Below are 21,640 nucleotides of genomic sequence, written 5' to 3' on the forward strand. Positions count from 1 at the left end.
GGTCCCAAGGGTTGGGCTGTTCGCCCATTAAAGCGGCACGCGAGCTGGGTTCAGAACGTCGTGAGACAGTTCGGTCCCTATCCGTCGCGGGCGTTGGAAATTTGAGAGGAGCTGTCCTTAGTACGAGAGGACCGGGATGGACTTACCGCTGGTGTACCAGTTGTCTCGCCAGAGGCATCGCTGGGTAGCTATGTAGGGAAGGGATAAACGCTGAAAGCATCTAAGTGTGAAGCCCACCTCAAGATGAGATTTCCCATTTCTTTAAGAAAGTAAGATCCCTGAGAGATGATCAGGTAGATAGGTCAGAAGTGGAAGGCCAGTGATGGTTGGAGCGGACTGATACTAATCGATCGAGGACTTAACCAAAAAGAAAAAAGCACGTAAACTCGTAGAGTTTTGATTTCTTCGATCCAGTTTTGAGTGAGCAAAACTTACTCAATTGAATAGTGTGGTGGCGATAGCAAGAAGGATACACCTGTAACCATGCCGAACACAGAAGTTAAGCTTCTTAGCGCCGATTGTAGTGAAGGGTTTCCCTTTGTGAGAGTAGGACGTCGCCACGCATTTCAATTTTTCCGGCATAGCTCAGTTGGTAGTAGCGCATGACTGTTAATCATGATGTCGTAGGTTCGAGTCCTACTGCCGGAGTTGCTTGATAGCATCTGCTATCTTTTTTTTTGCATAAAATGACAAAAATAAAGACGTTGCCTTTGATGGGGTAGCGTCTTTTTTATTTAGATGAAATCAGAACGAAAAGGAAGAAGTATTGCTTGTACTGCTGTTTTTTTCTATACTATTAGAAAAGGAGACGATGGTGTGAGAAAAAAAGTGCTTTTTGATTTAGATGGAACGATCATTGATTCGAGTGAAGGAATCTATGGATCGATTCAATATGCGATGGAAAAAATGGGAGAAGAGCAATTAGCGCAAGACGTACTGCGGAGCTTTGTGGGGCCGCCTTTGATTGAATCCTTCCGTGGCTTGGGCTTAGATGAAGCTGCTGCCCAGCAAGCCGTTGCCTTCTACCGGGAAAATTATCGTCAAGCGGGCATGTTTCAAGTCCAACCATATCCATTGATCGAAGAAACATTGCAGGAGCTGGCGCAGGATCACGATTTGTATATCGCTACGTCGAAACCAGAAGTTTTTGCAAAAGAGATCCTGACCCATCTCAAGTATGATGGCTATTTCAAAGGAATCTATGGGGCGGATCTTGAGAATAAACGTGGGGAAAAAGCGGCCGTTATCCGCTACGCGTTAAATGAGATCGAAAAGGAGCAAAAAGCGCAGCAAACCATCATGATCGGCGACCGTGAGCATGATATTTTAGGTGCAAAAGAAAACCAGTTACCGGCAATCGGCGTTTTATATGGTTTTGGGTCAAAAGAAGAATTGCTTGATGCTGGTGCGATCGCTTTAGCCGCTGAGACACAAGAACTCTTAGCGTTGATTCCAGATTCATTATAGAGAAAAAGAGCTAACAAGCACCTTACAAGGCGTTTGTCAGCTCTTTTGTTACGCATTCGTTTGTTTCAGCTGCGGAGAGGCTTCCAATAAAAGATTGGTATCCAAATAGCCACTTTCGTTTTTCAAAATCAAGGTTCCTGAAGTTGGGTGAACATCTAGAATCAGATGACCAGTCAAGAACATTTGATCATAGGTTGATGTAAAGAAAGTAAACTGATTGCTTGAGACTAACTCATTATATGGGTCTAACGGTTCGTCGATCGGTGTGATCAAAAAACGTTCGCCGATCATACAGCATCCAGCTGCTGAAGAAAATTGGTTCGATCCGTCATTACTCGTCAGAATATATAAGTCGTGTCCTTCTGGAAAGCGAGCAGCGGCAGTAGGGGTAATATGTAAGTCCATTTTGCATGATCTCCTTTTTGAAACGAGTGAGCAGCAAACTGTTTCTCGTTTCGATAATTGTTGATAAACCAAGTGTATCACTCCTCTTAGGGATGTGACAGCAACTTGCTTTTCAACAAACCAAGCTTAAAGTTTTAGCAAGAAAAAGGCGATAATACCGATTATCAGCAAGAAAAGCCCTAAGTACAAGAGCACAGTGACCGCAGCCTGGAAAAAAGAGCGCATTTCTTTCACCTCGAATCATTCTTCTCTTCATTTTACTGCATAATCACAGAGACAAGTAAGGAACTTCACAAATCTTAAAGGAAGTTTTAGGTCTCTTAAGAGTAGACCTTGTTCTTTTTTGTAACGCTTCCATTTTTTGTGGTAAAATAAAGAAAAGGAGGCGATTTGGATGTTACGTAATTGTCAAAATGTACTTGTTGCCTTGGATGGGTCGGATCAGTCAGAAAAAGCGTTCCAAGAAGCACTCGCGATTTGTCGTATGAACAAAGCCAAATTGTATGTCCTCTCTGTTATCAACAATGCTGAGTTATCCACAAGTGCCTATGCTTTTGCGAAAATTTTTGACCAAGAAAAGTTGCGAGTGGAAACGGACATGTTGAAAAAAATCTATGATGCCAATCAGCATGGGGTAGAAGATGTTGAAGTGATCGTTGAAGTCGGCGATCCAAAACGCTTTATCATTCATGCAGCAACAGAATTGTACCCGATTGATTTGATCATTATCGGTGCAACTGGTAAAGGTACATTGACCCGAGCTGTCGTAGGCTCAACCACCGATTATGTCGTCAATCATTCGAAATGTACGGTGTTGGTCGTGAAGTAACTCAATGAATTCCGAGAAGTAGATAAGGTAATTTAAAAGATAAGTTGGTCACAAGATATCTTATTATGACTGAAGAGAAAAAGACCTTTTCGTTAAATTAATGAAAAAGGTCTTTTATAAAACGAAAAAAGAGAATTATGGGTGCTTTTAGTGAAAAGAACATAGAGGATGAAAAATTAATATCGTTTGTTCTATAAGAAAGTCAAAAATTTATTGATAATGAAATAGTTTATGACAACACTAAAAACAAGAACATGGTTCAAAAATGTTGTCCTATCGAAGCGGCTTAACGGGCTTAAACCGTCGATCTCATCCTTAAAATAAAGAGCACTACTGAATAAATCAGTAGTGCTTTTTATTTTGTTTTCATCCTTATTGTAACTTTTACAGAAAAATAAATGTTACTAATTGGAAAAGGAGATGTTAAATAGCTAAATGAGTCTAGTCGATGTGAACAGAATGAAAAACGCCGAAAAAATAGGCAAAAAATAAGAGGATAAGAAATCCTTGATAAAATAGATTTAGTTGAGCAAAGAGAATGAGAGCATCTCTTTGGCTTTGATTTTCTATCAATCCAGAAAGTGATTTTTGATAAGGAAATAGAATGTTTGACAACTCTTTATAATATAAAAGCTGTCATCACTCCTATATTAAAAATCGAAGGAGGAAAGGGAGGGTTAAGACAAAGCACAAAGTAATGAGTAGAATGTCGCGTGCGTCACTTTTAAAAATTTGTGGTTTTAGGTTTTTTTCTAATCAAATTAGAAAATTTTCAGAGCTTTGATGAACGAAGAAGAGTTGAAATACTATCTTTTAAAGCTTCCTGTTTTTTCTCTCTATGTTGGCTAAGTGGTGTATTCTATTGTTTATGTAATTAGGAGTGCAAGACTAAGAGAACTTTTTTGTTGCTAAATAGAAAAAGAGGACGATAGAGGAGGAGTCCTTAAAGATTATTACTCATTATATTTGCCTCATACATGAAATGCGTATAAAGATTGTGAATTAGATAAAAACTTTTTCATTAAGGAGAACAACATAACTTTAAGCGAAGTAAAAGGGGGATTAACTATGGATAAGTTCAATCAGCATTATTTACTTGTATTCTCAGTAGTATTGTTGTTAGTGATGCTTGTTTTTATGCAGTATAGAGAATATCCTGATTATTTTGTTATCACAGTTGTTTACTTAGTTAGTAGTTATTCGCTCCTATATAAGTTTAGAAATAGTTCGATAATCTCTAAAGCTATACTCTGTTTTACTTTATTGATTTTTGGTCTATTATTTTTATCCTTTGGTCTGTAAGATTACCCCTCCAAAATATCTCGTTTTTCTAATAGAGTTGACAAGAAATCATGATGGAAGTCCAGATCAAATCTTTTTAATATTTCCAAAGCGTCATCCATTTTATTTCTATCTTTGTAGATGTATCCTTCAAAAAAAAGAATCAGAACTTTACTTTTTAAATCATCACTCGATATATATTCGGTAAAAGAAATTAGTGTTTGTTCCATTAATTGTATTTCTCGCCTTTCTGCAAATAAGATTAATGAATTTATGTACATTTTTTCTATTAATTGATATTTCTGAAAAAGTTGTCTATAAGTTTCAAATTTCTTTTCAATAGATTTTAGAGTAAAACATATGTAATCTGTTTCAAAAAGATACATAACATTGATAAAAATTGTTGATTCGAATCTTCCCCAAGTCTCTACTTTATCTAAATAGTACTGAAATTGTTTTTTTAAATTTTTTTTCTCAGTATTACTCAAAGGGCTTATATTTAATTTATCTAAGGCTAATTTGTACTGGCTAATTAAATGAAAGTAATAGAAGTCATTATTGCTATTGTAGAGTTTTTCTAGTTCATCAACGTAATTATTTAAACTGTTGAATTTCTGGTTATAGTATAGTTTCTGTAGTTTCTCTGCAATTTTGTGTTTCCCATTTTTTTCAGCATGGCTCAAAAATACGAATTCTTCAAGTGAAACATTTAATTTGTCTAAGTATTGCAGGAGGATATGGAACTTTATAGATGTTCCTTCAATTTCGTAGCTGCTTAGAGTATTTCTATTTGAAATATTACGAGCTAGAGCTGCTTGAGAAAAATTTCTCTCAACTCTTAATTTTTTTAATAGTTGATTATGATCCATTTTATCACCTCATCGATCAATTTTAATTCCTTGAGTTAAGTGGTGTTATATTTTGTTTCATAATTAAAAGAGATTCTTATTACTATGATCAGGTTTAAATGCTACATGTACGGTATTCTGATGTTATTTTTCATTTTAAAACCAATTGTCAGAATAGTCAATAAATTTAATGTAGAAGTTTAAAGATTAGAAAATAGTAGTAGAGCAGTTATTCTAAAAAGCGACACAATGGGACTAGACTTACTTTTTCTTTGAAGAAATAAGGATTTATAATTAACGAGGGATATGATGGTTGTTGAGTTTTGGAGGTGTATGAATATGATAAAAAAGAGGCGGAAATATCAACTAGCAGGTTAAAAACCACAAATCCTTTGTGAGGAATATGGCGCATTAAGTATTGTGATACTGGTTGTCTTATTAAAAAAATGTTGAGGAAACTCATAAAAAGAGAAAGTTGATTCCTATTATACGTATGGAGTAGATACTAAGTTTAATCAAAGAGGTGATAAAAATGCCCTATTCAACTTCTTTTCCATTGGCGATAGAAGTCATTATTTTTATCCATATTAACAATGAAGAAAATTGTCATGAATTCCTTTCAACAAGGATCATTGCTGAAAACTTGAACATTCCTCTTTCAACGACAATCAAAATTATCTCCAAACTTATTCGATCTAATTTATTGGAGTCAAAAGAAGGAGCTCATGGAGGAATAGCTACAAAGAAAGATCTTTCTGAAATAAGTTTATACGAAGTGTTGGTTTCAGTAGAGAATAACGTTTCGTTATTCAAAATACCCAAAAATTTTACCAGTAGTATGAGAAAATACCAAGAAATTTTTGATAAAGGATTGGCAGCATTAAACCAGTTAGAAGATGATACGACAGTCTATTTAAAAGAAGTTTCTTTAAAAGATTTGTTGTAAAATTTTTTCTCTTTAACTAATCAAAATAAGTGTTAGGTTGAAATAGTTGGGATAAATTGGAGGTTTTACGATGAGTTTTATTGAATTTATTGATGTAAAAAAAGTGTATAAGTCAGGTGAGGTAGAGATAGAAGCTGTTAAAAGCGTAAATTTTTCAATTGAAAAAGGGGAATTAGTAATTATTGTTGGTGCTAGTGGTGCTGGTAAAACAACAATATTAAATATGCTAGGTGGTATGGATACTATTACCTCTGGTGAAATTCGGATGGGCGGATCAGATATCGGTTCATACAATGATAAAGAACTAACAAGTTATAGAAGAGAAAATGTTGGGTTTGTCTTCCAGTTCTATAACTTAGTTCAGAATTTGACAACAAGAGAAAATGTTGAACTAGCAGCTCAGATTTGCTCGAATCCACTTGAAGAAGAATCAGTTCTTACACAGGTAGGTTTATCCCATCGATTAGATAATTTTCCTAGTCAATTGTCGGGAGGAGAGCAGCAAAGAGTAGCTATTGCTAGAGCAATTGCTAAAAATCCTCAACTGTTACTTTGTGATGAACCGACAGGAGCTTTAGATTTTGAAACAGGAAAAAGAATTTTAAAAATCTTACAAGATACCTGTTTGATCCATGGGAAAACAGTTATTATTATCACGCATAATACTGCTTTTGAAGCTATAGGAAATAGAGTGATTAGAGTGAATAGTGGAACTGTAGTTGAAGAAAGGATTAATGTCGATCCATTGCCAGCGGATGAGGTGGTGTGGTAATGAAAAATATTCTTATAAAGAGTAATAAAAGAAATATTGTTCAAACATTAGGTAGGTATTTATCCCTTATCGGAGTTACCTTCTTAGGTGCTGGCGTATTAGCTGGCTTGTTAGCAGTTGCTCCAGAGATGCATAATACAGCGGATAAATATTTTGAATCACAAAATTTAATGGATGTGCGGATTGTCTCGCCATTAGGTTATTCAGAAAATAATATAGAGCAAATAGAACAAATGGATGAAATCGAAAACTATTATTTAGGAACAGTTTTAGATGCTGTCGGAAGTATAAACGCAACACAATATACTATCAGAGTCCATAGTCAACCATCTGAAGAAGCTGCTATAAATCAACTTCAACTTATTGAAGGACGATTACCTAAAGGGATTGGTGAATTAGTGATTGTTTTGCCGCCAGATGGAGTAGGTGATATCAATGTTTCAGATGAAATAATTTTTGATACAGAAGATACGGAGGAAATACTTAAAACAGATACATTTACCATTGTTGGGATAGTGGAAAGTGGATTATACACACATAATATTCAAGGGAATAGTTCAGAAGGGAGTGGGAATATTGATTTTGTTTTATTTGGCTCCCCAGATAGTTTTGGAGAGAATGTGGAAAATGAGATCTATGTGAAGCTTTCATCAGCTAAAGGATATAGCAGTTTTTCAAGTCAATACGATCAAAATGTCCGTTCTGACGCAAATAAAATCGAAGAACTAGGTATAGAGCAAGCGATGCAGCGATTTGAGGAACTAGAAAAAGAAGTCTTGCAAGCAGAGGATGATTTTCTTTCAAAAAAACAGGATGCTGAACGAACATTTATAGAAACAGAAGAACAACTCGCAAATGCAAAGAGGGAACTGGAAAATCAAAAACAAATGCTGAGTCAAAGCGAAGCAATGCTATCTGATATGGAATTTCAACAAAGCAGTTTGTTATTGAAAGAAAAGGAAGAAGAATATAAACAGGCTGTTGATCGTTTTGAAGAAGAAAAAAATAGAATAGAGAATGATCTTAAAGATGCTGAAAATCTTATCCAAAATTCGAAACAATTACTAGAAGATATTAAGCAACCTCAGTGGTATATAGAAACAAGAAATCAAAACCAAGGGTATGCAATCTACAAAGGAGACGCGCAAAGTATGGCAGGGCTTGCTACTATCTTTCCCATCATCTTCTTCTTAGTAGCTTCTTTGGTTTTAGTAACAACAATGACACGAATGATTGAAGAGGAACGGTTGCTAATAGGAACATTAAAATCATTTGGCTATTCAAATCCCCGTATTATGAATAGATATTTAGGATACTCACTTTCAGCTTCTGTTATAGGAAGTAGTATTGGCGTATTTGTAGGGTTTCGTACACTCCCGTGGATTATGTGGCAAGCATATTCATTTAACTATAGCATACCAGACATCGAAATGAACTTTTGGTGGAATTATGCAGTTCTTGCAATCGGTGTAATGCTATTGATCACCACGCTTGTGACATATATAATCACTCGGAAAGCTTTAAAAGAAACCGCTGCAGCATTAATGATTTCTAAAGCTCCCCCAGCGGGAAAAAGAATTTTTCTTGAAAAAATTTCTTTTATTTGGCGTAAATTATCATTTACTCAAAAGGTTACACAACGAAACATTTTTTTAGACAAGAAAAGAATGTTAATGACAATTATTGGAATTATTGGAAGTGCTGCGTTACTTGTAACAGGTTTTGGTTTGAGAGAAAGTGCAGATCAGTTTCCAATTGTTCAATATGAAGAAATCATGACTTACGATTTGGATACTCTTTTTACGGAATCTGAGATGATAAACGATGAGATAGAACAGTTGTTTCTTGACAAAGATAGGGTAGAAGATTATTTATTCATTCGAGAAGAATCTATCGAGATCTACAAAAAAGGTTTATCAGACGGAAAATTCTATATTAATATGGTTTCTGCTAAAGAACCTGCTGATTTAACAAAATTCATTCATTTATCCAATCAACAGAATCAAATTGACTTTGATGAAAATAGTGTTGTATTAACCCATAATATTGCTTCTATTTTAGGAATATCTGTTGGTGACAAAATTGAAATTAAACCATTATCAAATTCAGATTTTGAAGAACTTGAAGTGACAGATATTTCAAAAAATTTAGAAGGCAACTTTTTGTATATTAGTGAAAATAAATTTGCAGAAATATTTCAGGAAGCCCCCCTATATAATCGTGGATTACTATATGTTTCGAATGAATTTTCTGGTGATGAATTATCTAAAGAATTATCTAAGTTGCCTGTTGTTAAAAACGTGGATACATTAGAAGATAAAAAACAAAGTTTAGAAGAGAATTTAAGTAGTATTACTATGATTGTTATTATCTTAATAATCGTAGCGAGCATGTTAGCGATCGTTGTACTCTACAATGTGACAAATATAAATATCGAGGAGAGAAGTCGAGAAATTGCAACATTGAAAGTACTAGGATTTTATAACAGTGAAACAGATACGTACATTTTTAGAGAAATTATCCAATTAACTTTCATGGGAAGTGCATTGGGATTAGTATTAGGCGTTTTTATTTTTAGAGAAATCGTTCAGTCTATAGGAACAGAATACTGGATTTTTGGCACAGAACTATCATGGAGACCATTTCTATATGCTTTTACTTGTATAGCATTGTATACTTTTTTGGTTAGTCTGCTTATGATTCCAAAAATAAGAAAAATAGATATGTTGGCATCTTTGAAATCAAATGAATAAAGCTGTTATCAGCAACCTAAATTAAGAGGTGACTATGGTTTTGACGAGCGGAATAATTATAATGGGGGGGATTTGCTTTCTTATATTTTTGTTAATTGGACGAATGAGTACAACTAATGAAAAAAAATTGTTAAAGTTTGATATTCCCATAATACTAAAATTGAGAAAATTGAGTTCTAGAAAACTAATAATAATTTGCAAGTTATTTTCAAGCTTAGGAAGTATCTTTTCCATAATGGTTATCACATTCATATTAATTTTCTATTTGATGACAAGCAAACGTTTCGATAAATTTTTTCTTCGCAGACTAGTTGAAAAAGTCGTTACTAAATTCAAAAAAAAAAAAAGACAACGTCCGATAAACGTTGTCCTACCAAAGCCACTTGACGGGCTTGAACCGTCGACCTCATCCTTACCATGGATGCGCTCTACCAACTGAGCTAAAGCGGCGTGTTATTTAACACAAGATATAGAATACCGTAAAGGCGCTGCTTTGTCAATGAGATTTTCGGATATTTCTTGAGAAAAACACTTTGCGGGAAGGGAATTTTTTTAAAGGGGATTTTCTTGAAAAAAAAAACAAAAAATTGATTTTTGCTCTTGCTAAATTATCTGACTATTTGGTATAGTACAGATAGATTCTTCCGGCATAGCTCAGTTGGTAGTAGCGCATGACTGTTAATCATGATGTCGTAGGTTCGAGTCCTACTGCCGGAGTATCAAAAACGACCTTCGTTTCGGAAGGTCGTTTTTTTTTTGGTTGTGGATAGCCTGGGGATAATGGGTTCCCTAGTTTTTTCTCCAGAACACTCACTCCGCTAAGGAAATCTTCTGTACTAGTTCCTCGTATAAATCCGTCGTTTCGGCGGCTTTTTTATTTGTGTAAAAAACGGTTGGCCCATCTTTGGTGGTGACTTTTAAAATAGGTGTCGAGTTTATGTCCACGAACATTCTGGCAGGATCACCAGCAACGGTAAATTTACCAATTTGGTAACTGGCGGTTCCTACACCCATGGTACGAACACGAGGCGATGGCAAAGCTTCGATCAATTCCACCGTCTCTATATCTGCCAAAGAGACCGTTGTTTTCCCAGTCATTGGTGCATCGAAGGTGACTTCTTGTCCTTGCACTTCACCGGTGATCGCATCAGGAGCGAAATCTAAGCGATACATCGGAATGATGGTACCGACCATTAATACAAGTAAGAAGACAGTGGTGATACCTGAGACGATTTGTCCGCTACGTTTGCCTAGATTGATGCCGATATTCATCCCAACACGGTCAGGAACGAACAGTCGCGTATCATTAGGATTGATGTAAAAACCATATCGCCAGTAAGCATCTTCACCATAATAGCGCGGTTGTCCTGCTGGTTCTAAGAGCTGATCTTGCTTTTTACGCAGATCTAGCAACAAGAAGAAGGTAAAGACGATCAAGAAAACAACCAAAACAACAAAGAGCAGTAAGAGGATAGTACTGAATGCTCCAGTAGCGGACATGGACGCCAGTGGGACAGTCAACAAGAGTAGTGTAATGGTACAAGTGACAGCGATCAATAAGGACCAATAGCGTTTTGTTAAATCATTGATGTGCTGGTCGATAGCTGAATCACCGCTGATCCCGCGAACGGGTAAGCGGCTGATGATCACCCAGAGATAGAGGAACAGCGCAAAAATTGCTAAGGAGACACCGCCCATCAAGTATCCTGTAGAAAGATCAGGCAAGTGCCATGCTTGGTACAAACTGATCATTAACAAAATTCCCGCTGGAACGAGGCTATACCACGGCAGCATCCGTTTATTTTTGGCTTGAACGAGTTTGGTATCGATCCGAATCGGATCGATGGGTAGTTCCCATCCATTGGCAAGGATCAATTGCCGCATTTTCCCGATGTAATGCACTTGCACCAGGTAAGCTGTCCCCAGCAAAGCGGCCATATAAAGCCAGAACAGGGTAAGGATGATGGAGTCAGATAAATTGAACAAAAAAAGGAGACTTGCTACACTAAATGTACCAACGATTTGTAAGATACGCTTGCGAAATTCTGTGATCAAGCTGTGGACGCTAGGATCATCCAGATGCTCAGGGGCAAGGGTATTTTCGAGTAAAACATTTTTGTGGGGTTTACTGATCAAGCGTAAACCAAAGGCGGTCGTCCCGCAGAGGACAAGAGCAATAATGGAAAAAAGATAGGTCATTTGCATTCATTCCTTTCAGGAAATTGGTCCAGCAGTTGTTGAACATCGGTTAAAAGCGCTTGCTTGCTTTTGCCGTGTAAGAGAGCGGTTGCCAGTTGCAGTTGCAAGTTTTGGCGATACTCCGCTTCTTGTCCAGAAGTAAACGGTGGTGGCGCGGCAACGGCGGTTCCTTTACGGCGATCTGTGACTAACAAACCTTCTTCTTTGAGGGAATTGTAGGCTTTTGAGATCGTCATGGTATTGATGCCGATCTCTTCGGCTAATTGACGGACGGATGGCAGCAATTCGCCAGCGGATAAATCGCCTTTTGCGATACCGACAATGATCTGTTCCCGCAACTGCTGGTAGATCGGTTGGTTGCTTTGGGTTTGAATATCAAATATCATCGAAAACAGCTCCTTTGTATTATATATATTAATATAAAGTATACAAAATAGCAACTGGTAATCAATTGAATAAGAATCGTTAGAAAAAAGTAAATAGCTTGTTACCGTTCTGTTTCATGGATCAGGTATCCTTTGACAGATACAACTTAGAGGAGGAACTTTTTATGAGCCAATCGCAAAGAACGGCTTACTTTGATAATGCAAAATTTCTACTGATGATCTTGGTCGTCTTCAGTCACTTACTACAGCCTTTTATCGGTGATCAGAAGTTTTATCATGACCTATATTATTTTATCTTCACTTTCCACATGCCAGCTTTTGTTTTTCTGGCTGGGTACTTTGCCAAACCGTTGACGAAGGGACACAAGCTTCGTGAGCTGATGAAAAAGTTCTTGCTGCCTTATGTCTTCTTTCAGGTGTTTTACACCGTTTATTACTGGTTGATCGGTCTACGGGAGTCGTTAAAAATCCAACTGTTGAATCCGCAATGGGCACTTTGGTTTTTGCTTAGCATGTTCTTTTGGCAGCTCTCGCTGTTGATCTTTCAAAAAATGTCCAAAAAGCAGGCGATCTTGCTGAGTATCGGCTTGAGTATCTTCGCTGGCTACGTGCCATTTTTAAATCAAGTGTTGACCTTGCAGCGGACCTTTGTCTTTTTGCCGTTTTTCATCATCGGGTTTTATTTTCCCAAAAATGAGATGCGCTTTTTATTGAAACCAAAGATTCGGACTATCAGTTTGCTTTTCTTACCGATCATCTACACCTTTATCGCGTTTTTTCACGGGATGAACAAGTACATGGTTTTTGGTTCCAAGCCTTATGACGATTACTTGAGCTATCCGTTGTTCGGCGGTCCCTTGCGTGCGGTCTTTTTCGTGATCGGGCTGATGGGGATCATCGGCTTTCTGAGCCTCGTGCCTAGAGAGCACCTCTTTTTTACGAAGTGGGGCAAAAACACCCTGCTGGTCTATCTTTTACAGGGGATCTTCATCAAGGGCTTGCGGGCATTAGCGATTACCGACTTGAACCTGTCGGTATTAGGCTTTGTGACGTTGGTGTTAGCCAGTGTTTTACTGACGATCTTGCTAGCTAGTCGTCCGATCCGCTTCCTTTATGCACGATTTGAACGAGGACTATCCTTTGTTTTACTTGGCTTTTTGCTTTTGATGCTAACTCTTTAAATCCTTGATACGAGCAACCGCTCTTAGAAAGATGATCCTTTCATTTTTCTAGGAGCGGTTGTTATTTGAGAGGCAGAGGCGTAAAATGGAAGGAACGGAAAGTGAAAGGATGAAGAAATATGTCAGAAATTTCAAAAAAGACCACCGCTGCCTTTGCGCAAGCGTATCAAGACAATAATAAACAAACGGCACTGCAACGGAGTGTTGTGAAAAATGGGATCACCGCTTCTGCGGAAAACGTGTCAGCAAAAGTCAACAATGTGCCAGTTTTTTCAGTTGATGTGACAACCGGGAAAGTCTCAAACCAAAAACAATCAGGCCGCTGCTGGATGTTTGCCGCATTGAATACATTCCGTCATAAGATGTTGAATGATTTCAAATTAAAAGAATTTGAATTGTCGCAAAACCATACCTTCTTTTGGGACAAATACGAAAAAGCCAACTATTTCTATGAAAATATTTTAGCAACTGCTAACGAACCTTTAACAAGTCGCAAAGTTGCTTTCTTATTGCAAACACCACAACAAGATGGTGGGCAATGGGACATGATCGTTTCCATTTTCCAAAAATATGGCGTCGTGCCAAAAACAGTCATGCCAGAAAGCAGCAACTCTTCTAATTCTCGTGATCTAAACAATTATTTGAACAAAAAACTGCGTAAAGATGCGGTTGCTTTGCGTCAGCTAGTGGCTGAAGGCAAAACAGCTGAAGACATCCAAACAGCCAAAGAAGCGATGTTGGAAGACATTTATCGTTTCTTAGCGACTTCTTTAGGCACACCGCCAGAAACCTTTGATTTTGAATACCGTGATGAAGACAAAAACTATCACATTGATCGCAACTTAACACCGCAAAGCTTTTATGAAAAATATGTCGGGGTGGACCTTGACGATTATGTCAGCATCATCAACGCACCAACTGCCGACAAGCCTTACAATCAATCGTATACCGTAGAAATGCTAGGGAACGTGGTTGGCGGCAAAGAAGTCAAATACTTGAACGTCGATATGCCGACCTTCAAAAAATTAGCGATCGCTCAATTGGAACAAGGGGAGTCCGTATGGTTCGGTTGTGATGTCGGTCAATCTTCTACCAGAGATACTGGGATCATGGCATTAGATGCGTATGATATCAACGACCTATTTGACATCGACTTTACGATGACCAAAGCAGAACGCTTAGATTTTGGCGAAAGCTTAATGACCCACGCGATGGTCTTGACTGGCGTTGACTTGATCGACGGCGAATCAACCAAATGGAAAGTCGAAAACAGCTGGGGTGAAAAAGTCGGAACGAATGGCTTCTTCGTTATGAGCGATGCGTGGATGGATGAATACACCTATCAAATCGTGGTTCGCAAAGAGTTCCTGACAGCAGAACAATTGGCTGCCTTTGAAGCAGAACCAACAGTCTTAGCACCTTGGGACCCAATGGGGGCATTGGCGTAAGACAGCAATTTCTAATGATTGCCTGAATATTCTCTGAAATTTTTCAAAAAGTCGAAATGAAAAAATAACGAACCAGTTGCCGCAATCCAACTGTTAGGAAAGTAGAAATCCTAACAGTGTGGGGTTGCGGCAACGGTTCTTTTTTTATTTTCTGACAAAAAAGCGGTACCATCCTAGAAAAGTGGGAACTTATTTATTGTAAGATGAAGCAAACTTCTTTAAAATGGAATAGTCACTAATGATGCCACACGTCTCATTAGAGTGAACTGTTGAAGAATGGTCACTGGGAACCTTTACTTCCTCTGACAGACTTTGTCATGTTTATTGAACAAAAGGAGGATTCAAATGACAAATCTGTTAACTATTATTGTTGTTCTACTTTTTGCTGCCCTTATTTATGGGTTCTACTTATTGCAAAAACGTCACCTGAAGTTTTCTACGCGGGTCTTTGCGGCTTTGTTCGTCGGGATCGTTTTTGGTGGCGTGCTGCAGCTGATTTTTGGGACAGGCTCTGACGTTGTCACGCAAGCTCTTGACTGGATCACGATGGTCGGTAGCGGCTATGTAGCTCTCTTGCAAATGCTGATCATGCCCTTGATCTTCGTTTCGATCGTTGGTGCTTTCACTAAGATGAAAGAAAGCGAAAAAATCAAGAAGATCAGTTTTACGGTTCTTGCGACTTTGCTAGGGACAACGGCGATCGCTGCCTTGATCGGGATCGTGATGGTCATGGTCTTTGGTCTTGACGGTGCCAGCTTTACCGAAGGGGCAACGGAAACAGCGCGGATCGCAGAATTAGCGGAACGTTCGACACAAGTCCAAGACCTATCGATCCCACAACAAATCGTTTCCTTCATCCCAAGCAATGTCTTCGCCGATTTTGCGGGTACTCGTTCGACAAGTACGATCGGGGTCGTGATTTTCTCAGCCTTTGTTGGGATCGCCTTTCTTGGTGTCAAACGTAAATCACCGAAAGAAGCGGAAACTTTTGCGAATTTGATGGACAGCTTATATAAAATCGTGATGCGTATCGTCACGTTAGTTTTGCGCCTGACACCTTATGGCGTTTTGGCATTGATGACAAATGTATTAGCTTCAAGTGATTTTGAAGCCATCTTGAACTTAGGAAAATTTATCATCGCCTCTTATGCGGCTTTGATTTTGGTCTTACTCGTTCATTCATTATTGCTGATCGCTGTTCGGGTCAATCCAGTAACGTATTTCAAAAAGGCCTTTCCAGTCTTAAGCTTTGCCTTTACTTCTCGTTCAAGTGCGGGAGCTTTGCCATTGAACATCGAAACCCAAACCAAAGCGTTAGGTGTTGATGAAGCCACAGCTAACTTTGCAGGCAGCTTTGGGTTATCGATTGGTCAAAACGGCTGTGCGGGTGTGTATCCAGCGATGTTGGCAACGATCGTTGCACCAACGGTTGGGATCAATGTCTTTGATTGGCAGTTTATCCTACTGCTAGTTGCAGTAGTTACGATCAGCTCATTCGGCGTTGCTGGTGTCGGCGGTGGCGCAACCTTTGCTTCATTGATCGTCTTAGGCTCAATGAACTTGCCGATTGCCATCGTAGGCTTAGTTATTTCTGTTGAACCATTGATCGATATGGCACGGACACTCGTTAATGTCAGCGACAGTATGGTTGCAGGAATGGTGACCAGCAGCCGTATCAACGAACTGGATCGTTCGATCTTAGATGATTCTGCCGCCGTGATCGAAGCCGAATAGAAACATTTTGTAACAAGCGAAAGCAAAGAAAGACTGCGTGTGGTCTTTCTTTTTTTTGTCCGTTAAAGCTCAGCTCATAGAAAAATCTAGGTTTCAGTGCCCTTAATAGCGAAGTTTCTGCTATACTTTTAACTAGAACATCGCGGGAGGGATAAGCAATGACACAATTGATTCAACTAGAACGAGCAGCAAACGTCAGAGAACTTGGCGGCTATCAAACGACAAACGGCACGACGATCAAACGAAAAAAATTGATCCGCAGTGCGGCGATCAATGAATTGACTGCTTCAGATCAAGCAGTACTGGCAAACTATGGGGTCAATCAGGTCATTGATTTTCGCTCCATCGCTGAAGCCAATGCACAATCTGATCGACCGATCGCCACAGCAAAGCAGCTTTTTTTACCTATTTTTAAAGAAGACGAAACGATGGTTTCCTTGTCGCCAGAAAGCTTGAAGCAACGCTTGGAAGATGGGGAAGATGCCGAAGAGCAGATGAAAAAAGTCTACCGTCACTTTGTTGAAAGCGACTATGCCCGCCAACAATATCGGCAGTTCTTTGATCATGTGATCGACAATGCGGAAGGCGAAGGAGCAACCTTGTTCCACTGTACCGCCGGCAAAGATCGCACAGGCTTTGGCGCCTTTTTATTGCTGCATGTGTTGGCGGTGGCACCAGCGACGATCAAAGAAGATTATTTAGCGACCAATCGCTATTTAGCCCCAATGCTAAAAGAAAAATTTGCCCCAATGACCCAGCATTTGCCGCAAGAGCTGTTAACGGCGATTACGGTTTTGATGAGTGCCAAAGAGAGTTTTCTTGATGAAAGCTTGGCTGCGATCAATCAGCACTTCGGTTCGGTCGATCAGTATCTCCTGCAGGGACTAGGGCTGACGAAAGAAGAGCAAGCGTATTTGAATGCCCAACTGACTGAGTAAAGAAAGGGAGATCCGTATGGAGGAAGCATTGTTCGCAGCAATCGGGATGACCGGCTCGCTGACGCCCATCAGTGGTGGGGATGTCAATCAAACGTATCGTTTCACTACAGCAGAAAATCGCTATTTTTTAAAGACCCATCCTCATGTTTCATCGGTGTTCTTTCAAGCAGAGATCAACGGCTTAGCTGAATTAGCCCCTTTCGTGCGGGTGCCAAAAATCGAACATCTCGGTCAGACCGAAGAGAGGGCATTTTTATTGATGGAATGGATCGATGGTGGGGAAGGACAGCAGCGACGCTTAGGTCAAAGCTTGGCTCGGCTTCATCAGCAGACGCAGGAGTCTTTTGGGTTTTACGAAGACAATTACATCGGCTTTTTGCCGCAAGTCAATCCGAAAACCACCGATTGGCTTGATTTTTACACAGTCTGCCGTTTGGATGTGCAAGTCGAATTAGCGAAGCTGGGTAATCGCTGGCATGTCAAACGGGAAGCCGCTTATCTGCGTTTGAAAGAATTTTTGCATGAGAATTGGCGTGATCGCAGCGTCACACCTGCTTTATTACACGGTGATTTTTGGCGGGGGAATGTGCTATTTGATCAGCAAGGAGAACCAGTGTTTCTTGATCCAGCAGTCGCTTATGGGGATCGAGAAATGGATATTGCGATGTCCCAGCTCTTCGGTGGTTTTCGTCAGGAATTTTTGGAAGGCTATCAAGAAGTCTATCCATTAGATGAGGATTGGCAAGAGCGACTGCCAGTGTATCAATTGTATTATTTATTGGTCCATTTGAATCAATTTGGCGAAAGCTATGGACCAAGTGTCGATGAACTATTGAGTCGTTTTTAGGAGGCAATTAGAACTATGGCAGTAAAGTATCAAACCACGCATGAAGTGGCGTATTATGAATGTGATGTCAACCAAACGATGACGTTTCCAGCCATGCTAGGCATCGCCATCAAGACATCAGAAGAACAAAGTGCGGCGTTAAACCGCGGACCAGAAGTCATCGCTAGTTATGGCTTGACCTGGATCATCACCAGCTATCACATAACGGTGACTCGTTTGCCGCGCGTAGGGGAGCAGATCCAAGTGGCGACCCAGGCGAGAGAATACAATAAATTTTTCTGCTACCGTTACTTCTGGTTATTGGCAGAAGACGGAACGGAACTGGTCAAAATCGAGGCGGTTTTTGCGTTGATGGACCCTGAGACGCGCAAAGTCAGCAGTGTACCAGATGAGATCGTGGCGCCTTTTGGCAGTGAAAAAATCAAGCGAATCAAACGCTACCCGAAGATCACCCCTATCACGCAAGGACCATTTTTGCCGTATCGGGTGCGTTTCTACGATATTGATAGCAATCAGCATGTCAACAATGCCATGTATTTCAATTGGCTGATGGACGTCTTAGGCTATGAGTTTTTAACAAAACATGAAGTGACACAAGTGACGATCCGTTTTGATCGGGAAGTGGCTTACGGCCATTTGATCGAAAGCCATTTTCAAATCAATGAGAAGACAGTCGATGAAGCCGGCGAGGCTATGCCGCTGCAAACGATCCACGAGATCAAGATCGGTGAGGATACTTACTGCGAAGCCATCTTTACTTGGCAAGAAAAATAAAACAACCCTTTTGCCTCCATTAGCGGAATGGCAAAAGGGTTTTTGTTTGGTTAATTCTCCATGAAATCAGGCAGTTCATCCATGGTCAACCCACGGTTTTTCGCTATCAGCAATTTGATGCGGGCTTTTTGGCTATTGATGCTATTGCAGAAAATCACCCCAAGAGCCTGCAATTCGATCCCGCCGCCTAAGTAGTCATAGACCGGCTCGGCAACGCCGTTGAAGCAGCGAGAAACTAAGACGACTGGAATGTTTCTAGCGATCAGTTTTTTCAAAGGCTCTATGGTTTGCGGCGGCAGATTGCCAGCGCCTAAAGCTTCGATCACTAGTCCATCGATCAGCGAGTCGGCTAAAGCATCGAACAATTCCCCAGTCATCCCAGCATAGGCTTTGACGATCGGAAACAGACCATCGACACGATCAACATCCAAATGGCGGTTATTTAACAGCTCTTGCATGAACAAGATACGGTGCTTTGTGACTAAGCCGATCGGACCTAATGTCGGGGTGCGGAATGTCGCAATATTGGTGGTGTGGGTCTTCGTAACATAACGTGCGGAATGGATCTCATCGTTCATCACGACTAAGACGCCTTTTCCTAAGGCATCAGGTGATTTCGCCACCCGAATCGCACTTTCAAAGTTATAAAGTCCGTCACTGCCGATTTCATTACTTGAGCGCATGGCGCCAGTCACCACGATCGGTAACTGACCGCCGATTGTGGTATCTAAAAAGAAGGCTGTTTCTTCCAGCGTATCGGTTCCGTGAGTGATCACGACCCCATCGACACCGCTTAAATGCGCCAGCTGGATACGTTCTTTCAACTGCAACATTTCTTTTGGGGTCATATGAGGACTGGGAATATTAAAAATGTCTTCGACGATCAATTCAACATCGTCGTCAATGTGGATCGGTGCATCCATCAGCGGATTGCTGACATCAGGACTGACGCCGCCTGTCAGGGTGTCTTCTTTCATGGCGATGGTGCCGCCAGTGTGCAACACGAGAATTCGTTTCATTTTTTCATCACCTGCAATGATTTATTTACTCTTAACTCAAAACTATTGTATACTATTAAAATAAGAAAACAAGGAGCGATGGGAAAAAATGATTCGAATTGGTTGTACCACATTTAGTGAACATGGCAGTCTCGTGCAAAGAAAAAACTCGAAATTATTTGAGTATGCCCGTTATTTTCCGTTAGTTGAGCTGGATACCACCTATCATTTTTTGCCAAAAGAAAAAGACGTGCGCAACTGGTTGACCCAGATTCCCGAAAATTTCCGCTTTGTGTTGAAAGTCCATCAAAGTGTGACCACCCAAGGGGATTTGCCAGATCAGTTGACCATGACCGAAGCACTGCAGCTTTATAAAGAAGCGATCGCGCCAATGGTAGAAGCAGGCAAACTCTTTTGCCTATTGGCGCAGTTTCCCAACAGCTTTAAATGTACGAAAGAAAATGTCGCCTATTTAGACCAAGTGCGAGAATGGTTTGCGGGCTACCCAGTGGCGATCGAGCTGAGAGACAGCAGCTGGTATCAGCCGAAACTGTATCCTGGAATGATCGATTATATGAAGCGCAAACAGTTTTCTTTAGTAGTTGTTGATCAGCCGAAAAAGCTATCGACTACCATTCCCCTTGATCCAACCGTGACCAATCCCGCGTTTGTCTTGTGCCGTTTTCACGGACGCAACGACAGCGGCTGGACAGCGACAGGACCAGATGCCAAAAATCTGCGGACCTTGTATCGCTATGACCAAGCCGAACTAACGGAGTTAAAACACGCAGTCCAAGCCATCGAAGCCAATGCCAAAGAAGTCGCAGTGGTCTTCAATAATAATGCCGGTCGTGATGCCGCTGACAATGCCCGCGCATTGATCGATGCGCTGCAGATCGATTACGAAGCATTAAATCCTAATCAGTTGAAATTATTTTGAGGAGTCATATGATAAAAGCAATCTTTTTTGATATTGATGGCACGCTGATTGCCAGCAACGGCAAGGCGCTTGCCAGTACCCGTGAAGCCATCAAACAAGCCCAAGCCAATGGCGTCCTCTGCGGCATTGCCACCGGACGTGGTCCGGTTGATTTAGAGAAGGTGATCGATTACTTGTCGTTAGACATGTTTATCACCTATAACGGCCAATATGTCTACACGAAGGAAAACTTGATTTATGCTAAACCTTTTCCAAAACAAACGCTGGAAGCGATCGTAGAATACGCAGATGAAAATTACCGTCAAGTCATGTTTGGCGGAGAAACCCAAGTGGCTGGCAGCTTGACGATCCGCTTAAGCCAATCACCCGTCATGCAGCGCTACTTACGCTATGTACCGAAAAAATTTCCCGTCGGTTTTTTAAAGAAAGTCTTGCAGCGTTTTAGTCCCAATCGCAACGCCAAACGCTATGAATCGTTGGATATTTTACGAGAGCCTATCTATCAGTGCATTATGCTGAGCCCTGAATCAGAGCGCGAAAAATTACGGTCCAAGCTGCCGCAATGTGATTTTAAGCGATCCAATGCCTATTCTGTTGACATCGTGCCGAAAAACGGTTCGAAAATCAAAGGCATCAAAGAGTTTTTGGCCTATGAAGGGATCGCGATGGAAGAAGCGATGGCATTTGGGGATCATTTTAATGATGTGGAAATGTTAGAAGGCGTGGGGATCGGGGTTGCGATGGGCAATGCCCAGCCCATCACTAAAGCCAGTGCTGACTTTGTGACGGATACTAACGATCATGACGGCATCAAGAAAGCCTTGATCCATTTTGGCATTATTGCCGAGGATGCCCAAGCCAGGGAATGAAAAAAATAAGCAAGTAGCCAATCTA

At 40.3% G+C, this 21,640-nt stretch carries 19 protein-coding genes, 3 tRNA genes and 1 rRNA gene; 17 read left to right on the forward strand and 6 right to left on the reverse strand.

Features of this window, described 5'->3' with window-relative positions:
* From A5878_RS17615 to A5878_RS03155, 4 genes are all read left to right on the forward strand, one after another.
* On the forward strand, nucleotides 1–188 hold a 188-nt coding region (locus tag A5878_RS17615; protein WP_218776194.1), incomplete at its 5' end, for a hypothetical protein.
* 259 nt (nucleotides 189–447) lie between these two features.
* Nucleotides 448–563 (forward strand): 5S ribosomal RNA (gene rrf, locus A5878_RS03145).
* A gap of 11 nt (nucleotides 564–574) precedes the next feature.
* A tRNA-Asn gene (locus tag A5878_RS03150) sits at nucleotides 575–648 on the forward strand.
* Nucleotides 649–816: 168 nt separating this feature from the next.
* Nucleotides 817–1,467 carry an HAD hydrolase-like protein gene (locus A5878_RS03155; RefSeq protein WP_086294576.1) on the forward strand — a complete coding sequence of 217 codons (651 nt, stop codon included), beginning with the start codon at nucleotides 817–819 and terminating at the stop codon, nucleotides 1,465–1,467.
* 48 nt (nucleotides 1,468–1,515) lie between these two features.
* Here the strand turns inward: A5878_RS03155 and A5878_RS03160 are convergent, their stop codons facing one another.
* Nucleotides 1,516–1,872, reverse strand: a complete 357-nt coding sequence (locus A5878_RS03160; RefSeq protein WP_086294577.1) for an iron-sulfur cluster biosynthesis family protein — start codon at nucleotides 1,870–1,872, stop codon at nucleotides 1,516–1,518.
* Nucleotides 1,873–2,266: 394 nt separating this feature from the next.
* Between A5878_RS03160 and A5878_RS03165 the strand changes: the two genes are divergently transcribed.
* A complete protein-coding gene (locus tag A5878_RS03165; protein ID WP_005225130.1) occupies nucleotides 2,267–2,701 on the forward strand; it encodes a universal stress protein in 435 nt (144 codons plus the stop codon).
* Between the two features lie 1,304 nt (nucleotides 2,702–4,005).
* Here the strand turns inward: A5878_RS03165 and A5878_RS03175 are convergent.
* On the reverse strand, nucleotides 4,006–4,851 hold the full coding sequence (locus tag A5878_RS03175) for a helix-turn-helix domain-containing protein (RefSeq protein WP_086294579.1): 846 nt from the start codon (nucleotides 4,849–4,851) through the stop codon (nucleotides 4,006–4,008).
* Between the two features lie 511 nt (nucleotides 4,852–5,362).
* On the opposite strand from A5878_RS03175, the gene A5878_RS03180 reads away from it, so the two are divergent.
* From A5878_RS03180 to A5878_RS03190, 3 genes are all read left to right on the forward strand, one after another.
* A complete protein-coding gene (locus A5878_RS03180; RefSeq protein ID WP_086294580.1) occupies nucleotides 5,363–5,776 on the forward strand; it encodes an Rrf2 family transcriptional regulator in 414 nt (137 codons plus the stop codon).
* 70 nt (nucleotides 5,777–5,846) lie between these two features.
* Nucleotides 5,847–6,548: an ABC transporter ATP-binding protein gene (locus A5878_RS03185; protein WP_086294581.1), complete on the forward strand. Its 702-nt coding sequence runs from the start codon at nucleotides 5,847–5,849 to the stop codon at nucleotides 6,546–6,548.
* A complete protein-coding gene (locus tag A5878_RS03190) occupies nucleotides 6,548–9,301 on the forward strand; it encodes an FtsX-like permease family protein (protein WP_086294582.1) in 2,754 nt (917 codons plus the stop codon). The genes A5878_RS03185 and A5878_RS03190 overlap by 1 nt, the downstream gene beginning before the upstream one ends.
* Nucleotides 9,302–9,678: 377 nt before the next feature.
* Here the strand turns inward: A5878_RS03190 and A5878_RS03200 are convergent.
* Nucleotides 9,679–9,751, reverse strand: a tRNA-Thr gene (locus A5878_RS03200).
* A 193-nt stretch (nucleotides 9,752–9,944) separates the two neighbouring features.
* Here A5878_RS03200 and A5878_RS03205 point away from each other — a divergent pair.
* Nucleotides 9,945–10,018 (forward strand) — tRNA-Asn (locus tag A5878_RS03205).
* A 93-nt stretch (nucleotides 10,019–10,111) separates the two neighbouring features.
* Here the strand turns inward: A5878_RS03205 and A5878_RS03210 are convergent.
* A complete protein-coding gene (locus tag A5878_RS03210) occupies nucleotides 10,112–11,500 on the reverse strand; it encodes a hypothetical protein (protein ID WP_179190616.1) in 1,389 nt (462 codons plus the stop codon).
* Nucleotides 11,497–11,886, reverse strand: a complete 390-nt coding sequence (locus tag A5878_RS03215) for a GntR family transcriptional regulator (protein ID WP_005225133.1) — start codon at nucleotides 11,884–11,886, stop codon at nucleotides 11,497–11,499. The genes A5878_RS03210 and A5878_RS03215 overlap by 4 nt, the downstream gene beginning before the upstream one ends.
* Nucleotides 11,887–12,050: 164 nt before the next feature.
* Here A5878_RS03215 and A5878_RS03220 point away from each other — a divergent pair, with 164 nt between their 5' ends.
* The 6 genes from A5878_RS03220 to A5878_RS03245 all read left to right on the forward strand — a co-directional run bounded on the left by A5878_RS03220 (nucleotide 12,051) and on the right by A5878_RS03245 (nucleotide 18,808).
* Complete coding sequence (locus A5878_RS03220) at nucleotides 12,051–13,067, forward strand: acyltransferase family protein (RefSeq protein WP_008377006.1); 1,017 nt, start codon at nucleotides 12,051–12,053, stop codon at nucleotides 13,065–13,067.
* Between the two features lie 119 nt (nucleotides 13,068–13,186).
* Entirely contained in the window at nucleotides 13,187–14,515 is a 1,329-nt protein-coding gene (locus tag A5878_RS03225) for an aminopeptidase C (RefSeq protein WP_086294585.1), read from the forward strand.
* A 345-nt stretch (nucleotides 14,516–14,860) separates the two neighbouring features.
* Nucleotides 14,861–16,249: an L-cystine transporter gene (locus A5878_RS03230; RefSeq protein WP_008377011.1), complete on the forward strand. Its 1,389-nt coding sequence runs from the start codon at nucleotides 14,861–14,863 to the stop codon at nucleotides 16,247–16,249.
* A 158-nt stretch (nucleotides 16,250–16,407) separates the two neighbouring features.
* The gene (locus A5878_RS03235) at nucleotides 16,408–17,187 is read left to right on the forward strand and encodes a tyrosine-protein phosphatase (RefSeq protein WP_086294586.1); all 780 of its coding nucleotides are present in this window, start codon (nucleotides 16,408–16,410) and stop codon (nucleotides 17,185–17,187) included.
* 16 nt (nucleotides 17,188–17,203) lie between these two features.
* Nucleotides 17,204–18,034: a fructosamine kinase family protein gene (locus tag A5878_RS03240; protein ID WP_086294587.1), complete on the forward strand. Its 831-nt coding sequence runs from the start codon at nucleotides 17,204–17,206 to the stop codon at nucleotides 18,032–18,034.
* 15 nt (nucleotides 18,035–18,049) lie between these two features.
* Nucleotides 18,050–18,808 carry an acyl-ACP thioesterase domain-containing protein gene (locus tag A5878_RS03245; protein WP_086294588.1) on the forward strand — a complete coding sequence of 253 codons (759 nt, stop codon included), beginning with the start codon at nucleotides 18,050–18,052 and terminating at the stop codon, nucleotides 18,806–18,808.
* 50 nt (nucleotides 18,809–18,858) lie between these two features.
* Here the strand turns inward: A5878_RS03245 and A5878_RS03250 are convergent, their stop codons facing one another.
* A complete protein-coding gene (locus A5878_RS03250) occupies nucleotides 18,859–19,827 on the reverse strand; it encodes an asparaginase (RefSeq protein ID WP_005225140.1) in 969 nt (322 codons plus the stop codon).
* Between the two features lie 88 nt (nucleotides 19,828–19,915).
* Between A5878_RS03250 and A5878_RS03255 the strand changes: the two genes are divergently transcribed.
* The gene (locus tag A5878_RS03255) at nucleotides 19,916–20,746 is read left to right on the forward strand and encodes a DUF72 domain-containing protein (RefSeq protein ID WP_016610430.1); all 831 of its coding nucleotides are present in this window, start codon (nucleotides 19,916–19,918) and stop codon (nucleotides 20,744–20,746) included.
* 8 nt (nucleotides 20,747–20,754) lie between these two features.
* Complete coding sequence (locus A5878_RS03260; protein ID WP_005225142.1) at nucleotides 20,755–21,615, forward strand: Cof-type HAD-IIB family hydrolase; 861 nt, start codon at nucleotides 20,755–20,757, stop codon at nucleotides 21,613–21,615.
* The last annotated feature ends 25 nt before the right edge of the window (nucleotides 21,616–21,640 follow it).

This window comes from Enterococcus sp. 3G6_DIV0642, from assembly GCF_002140635.1.
GTDB lineage: Bacteria > Bacillota > Bacilli > Lactobacillales > Enterococcaceae > Enterococcus_D > Enterococcus_D casseliflavus.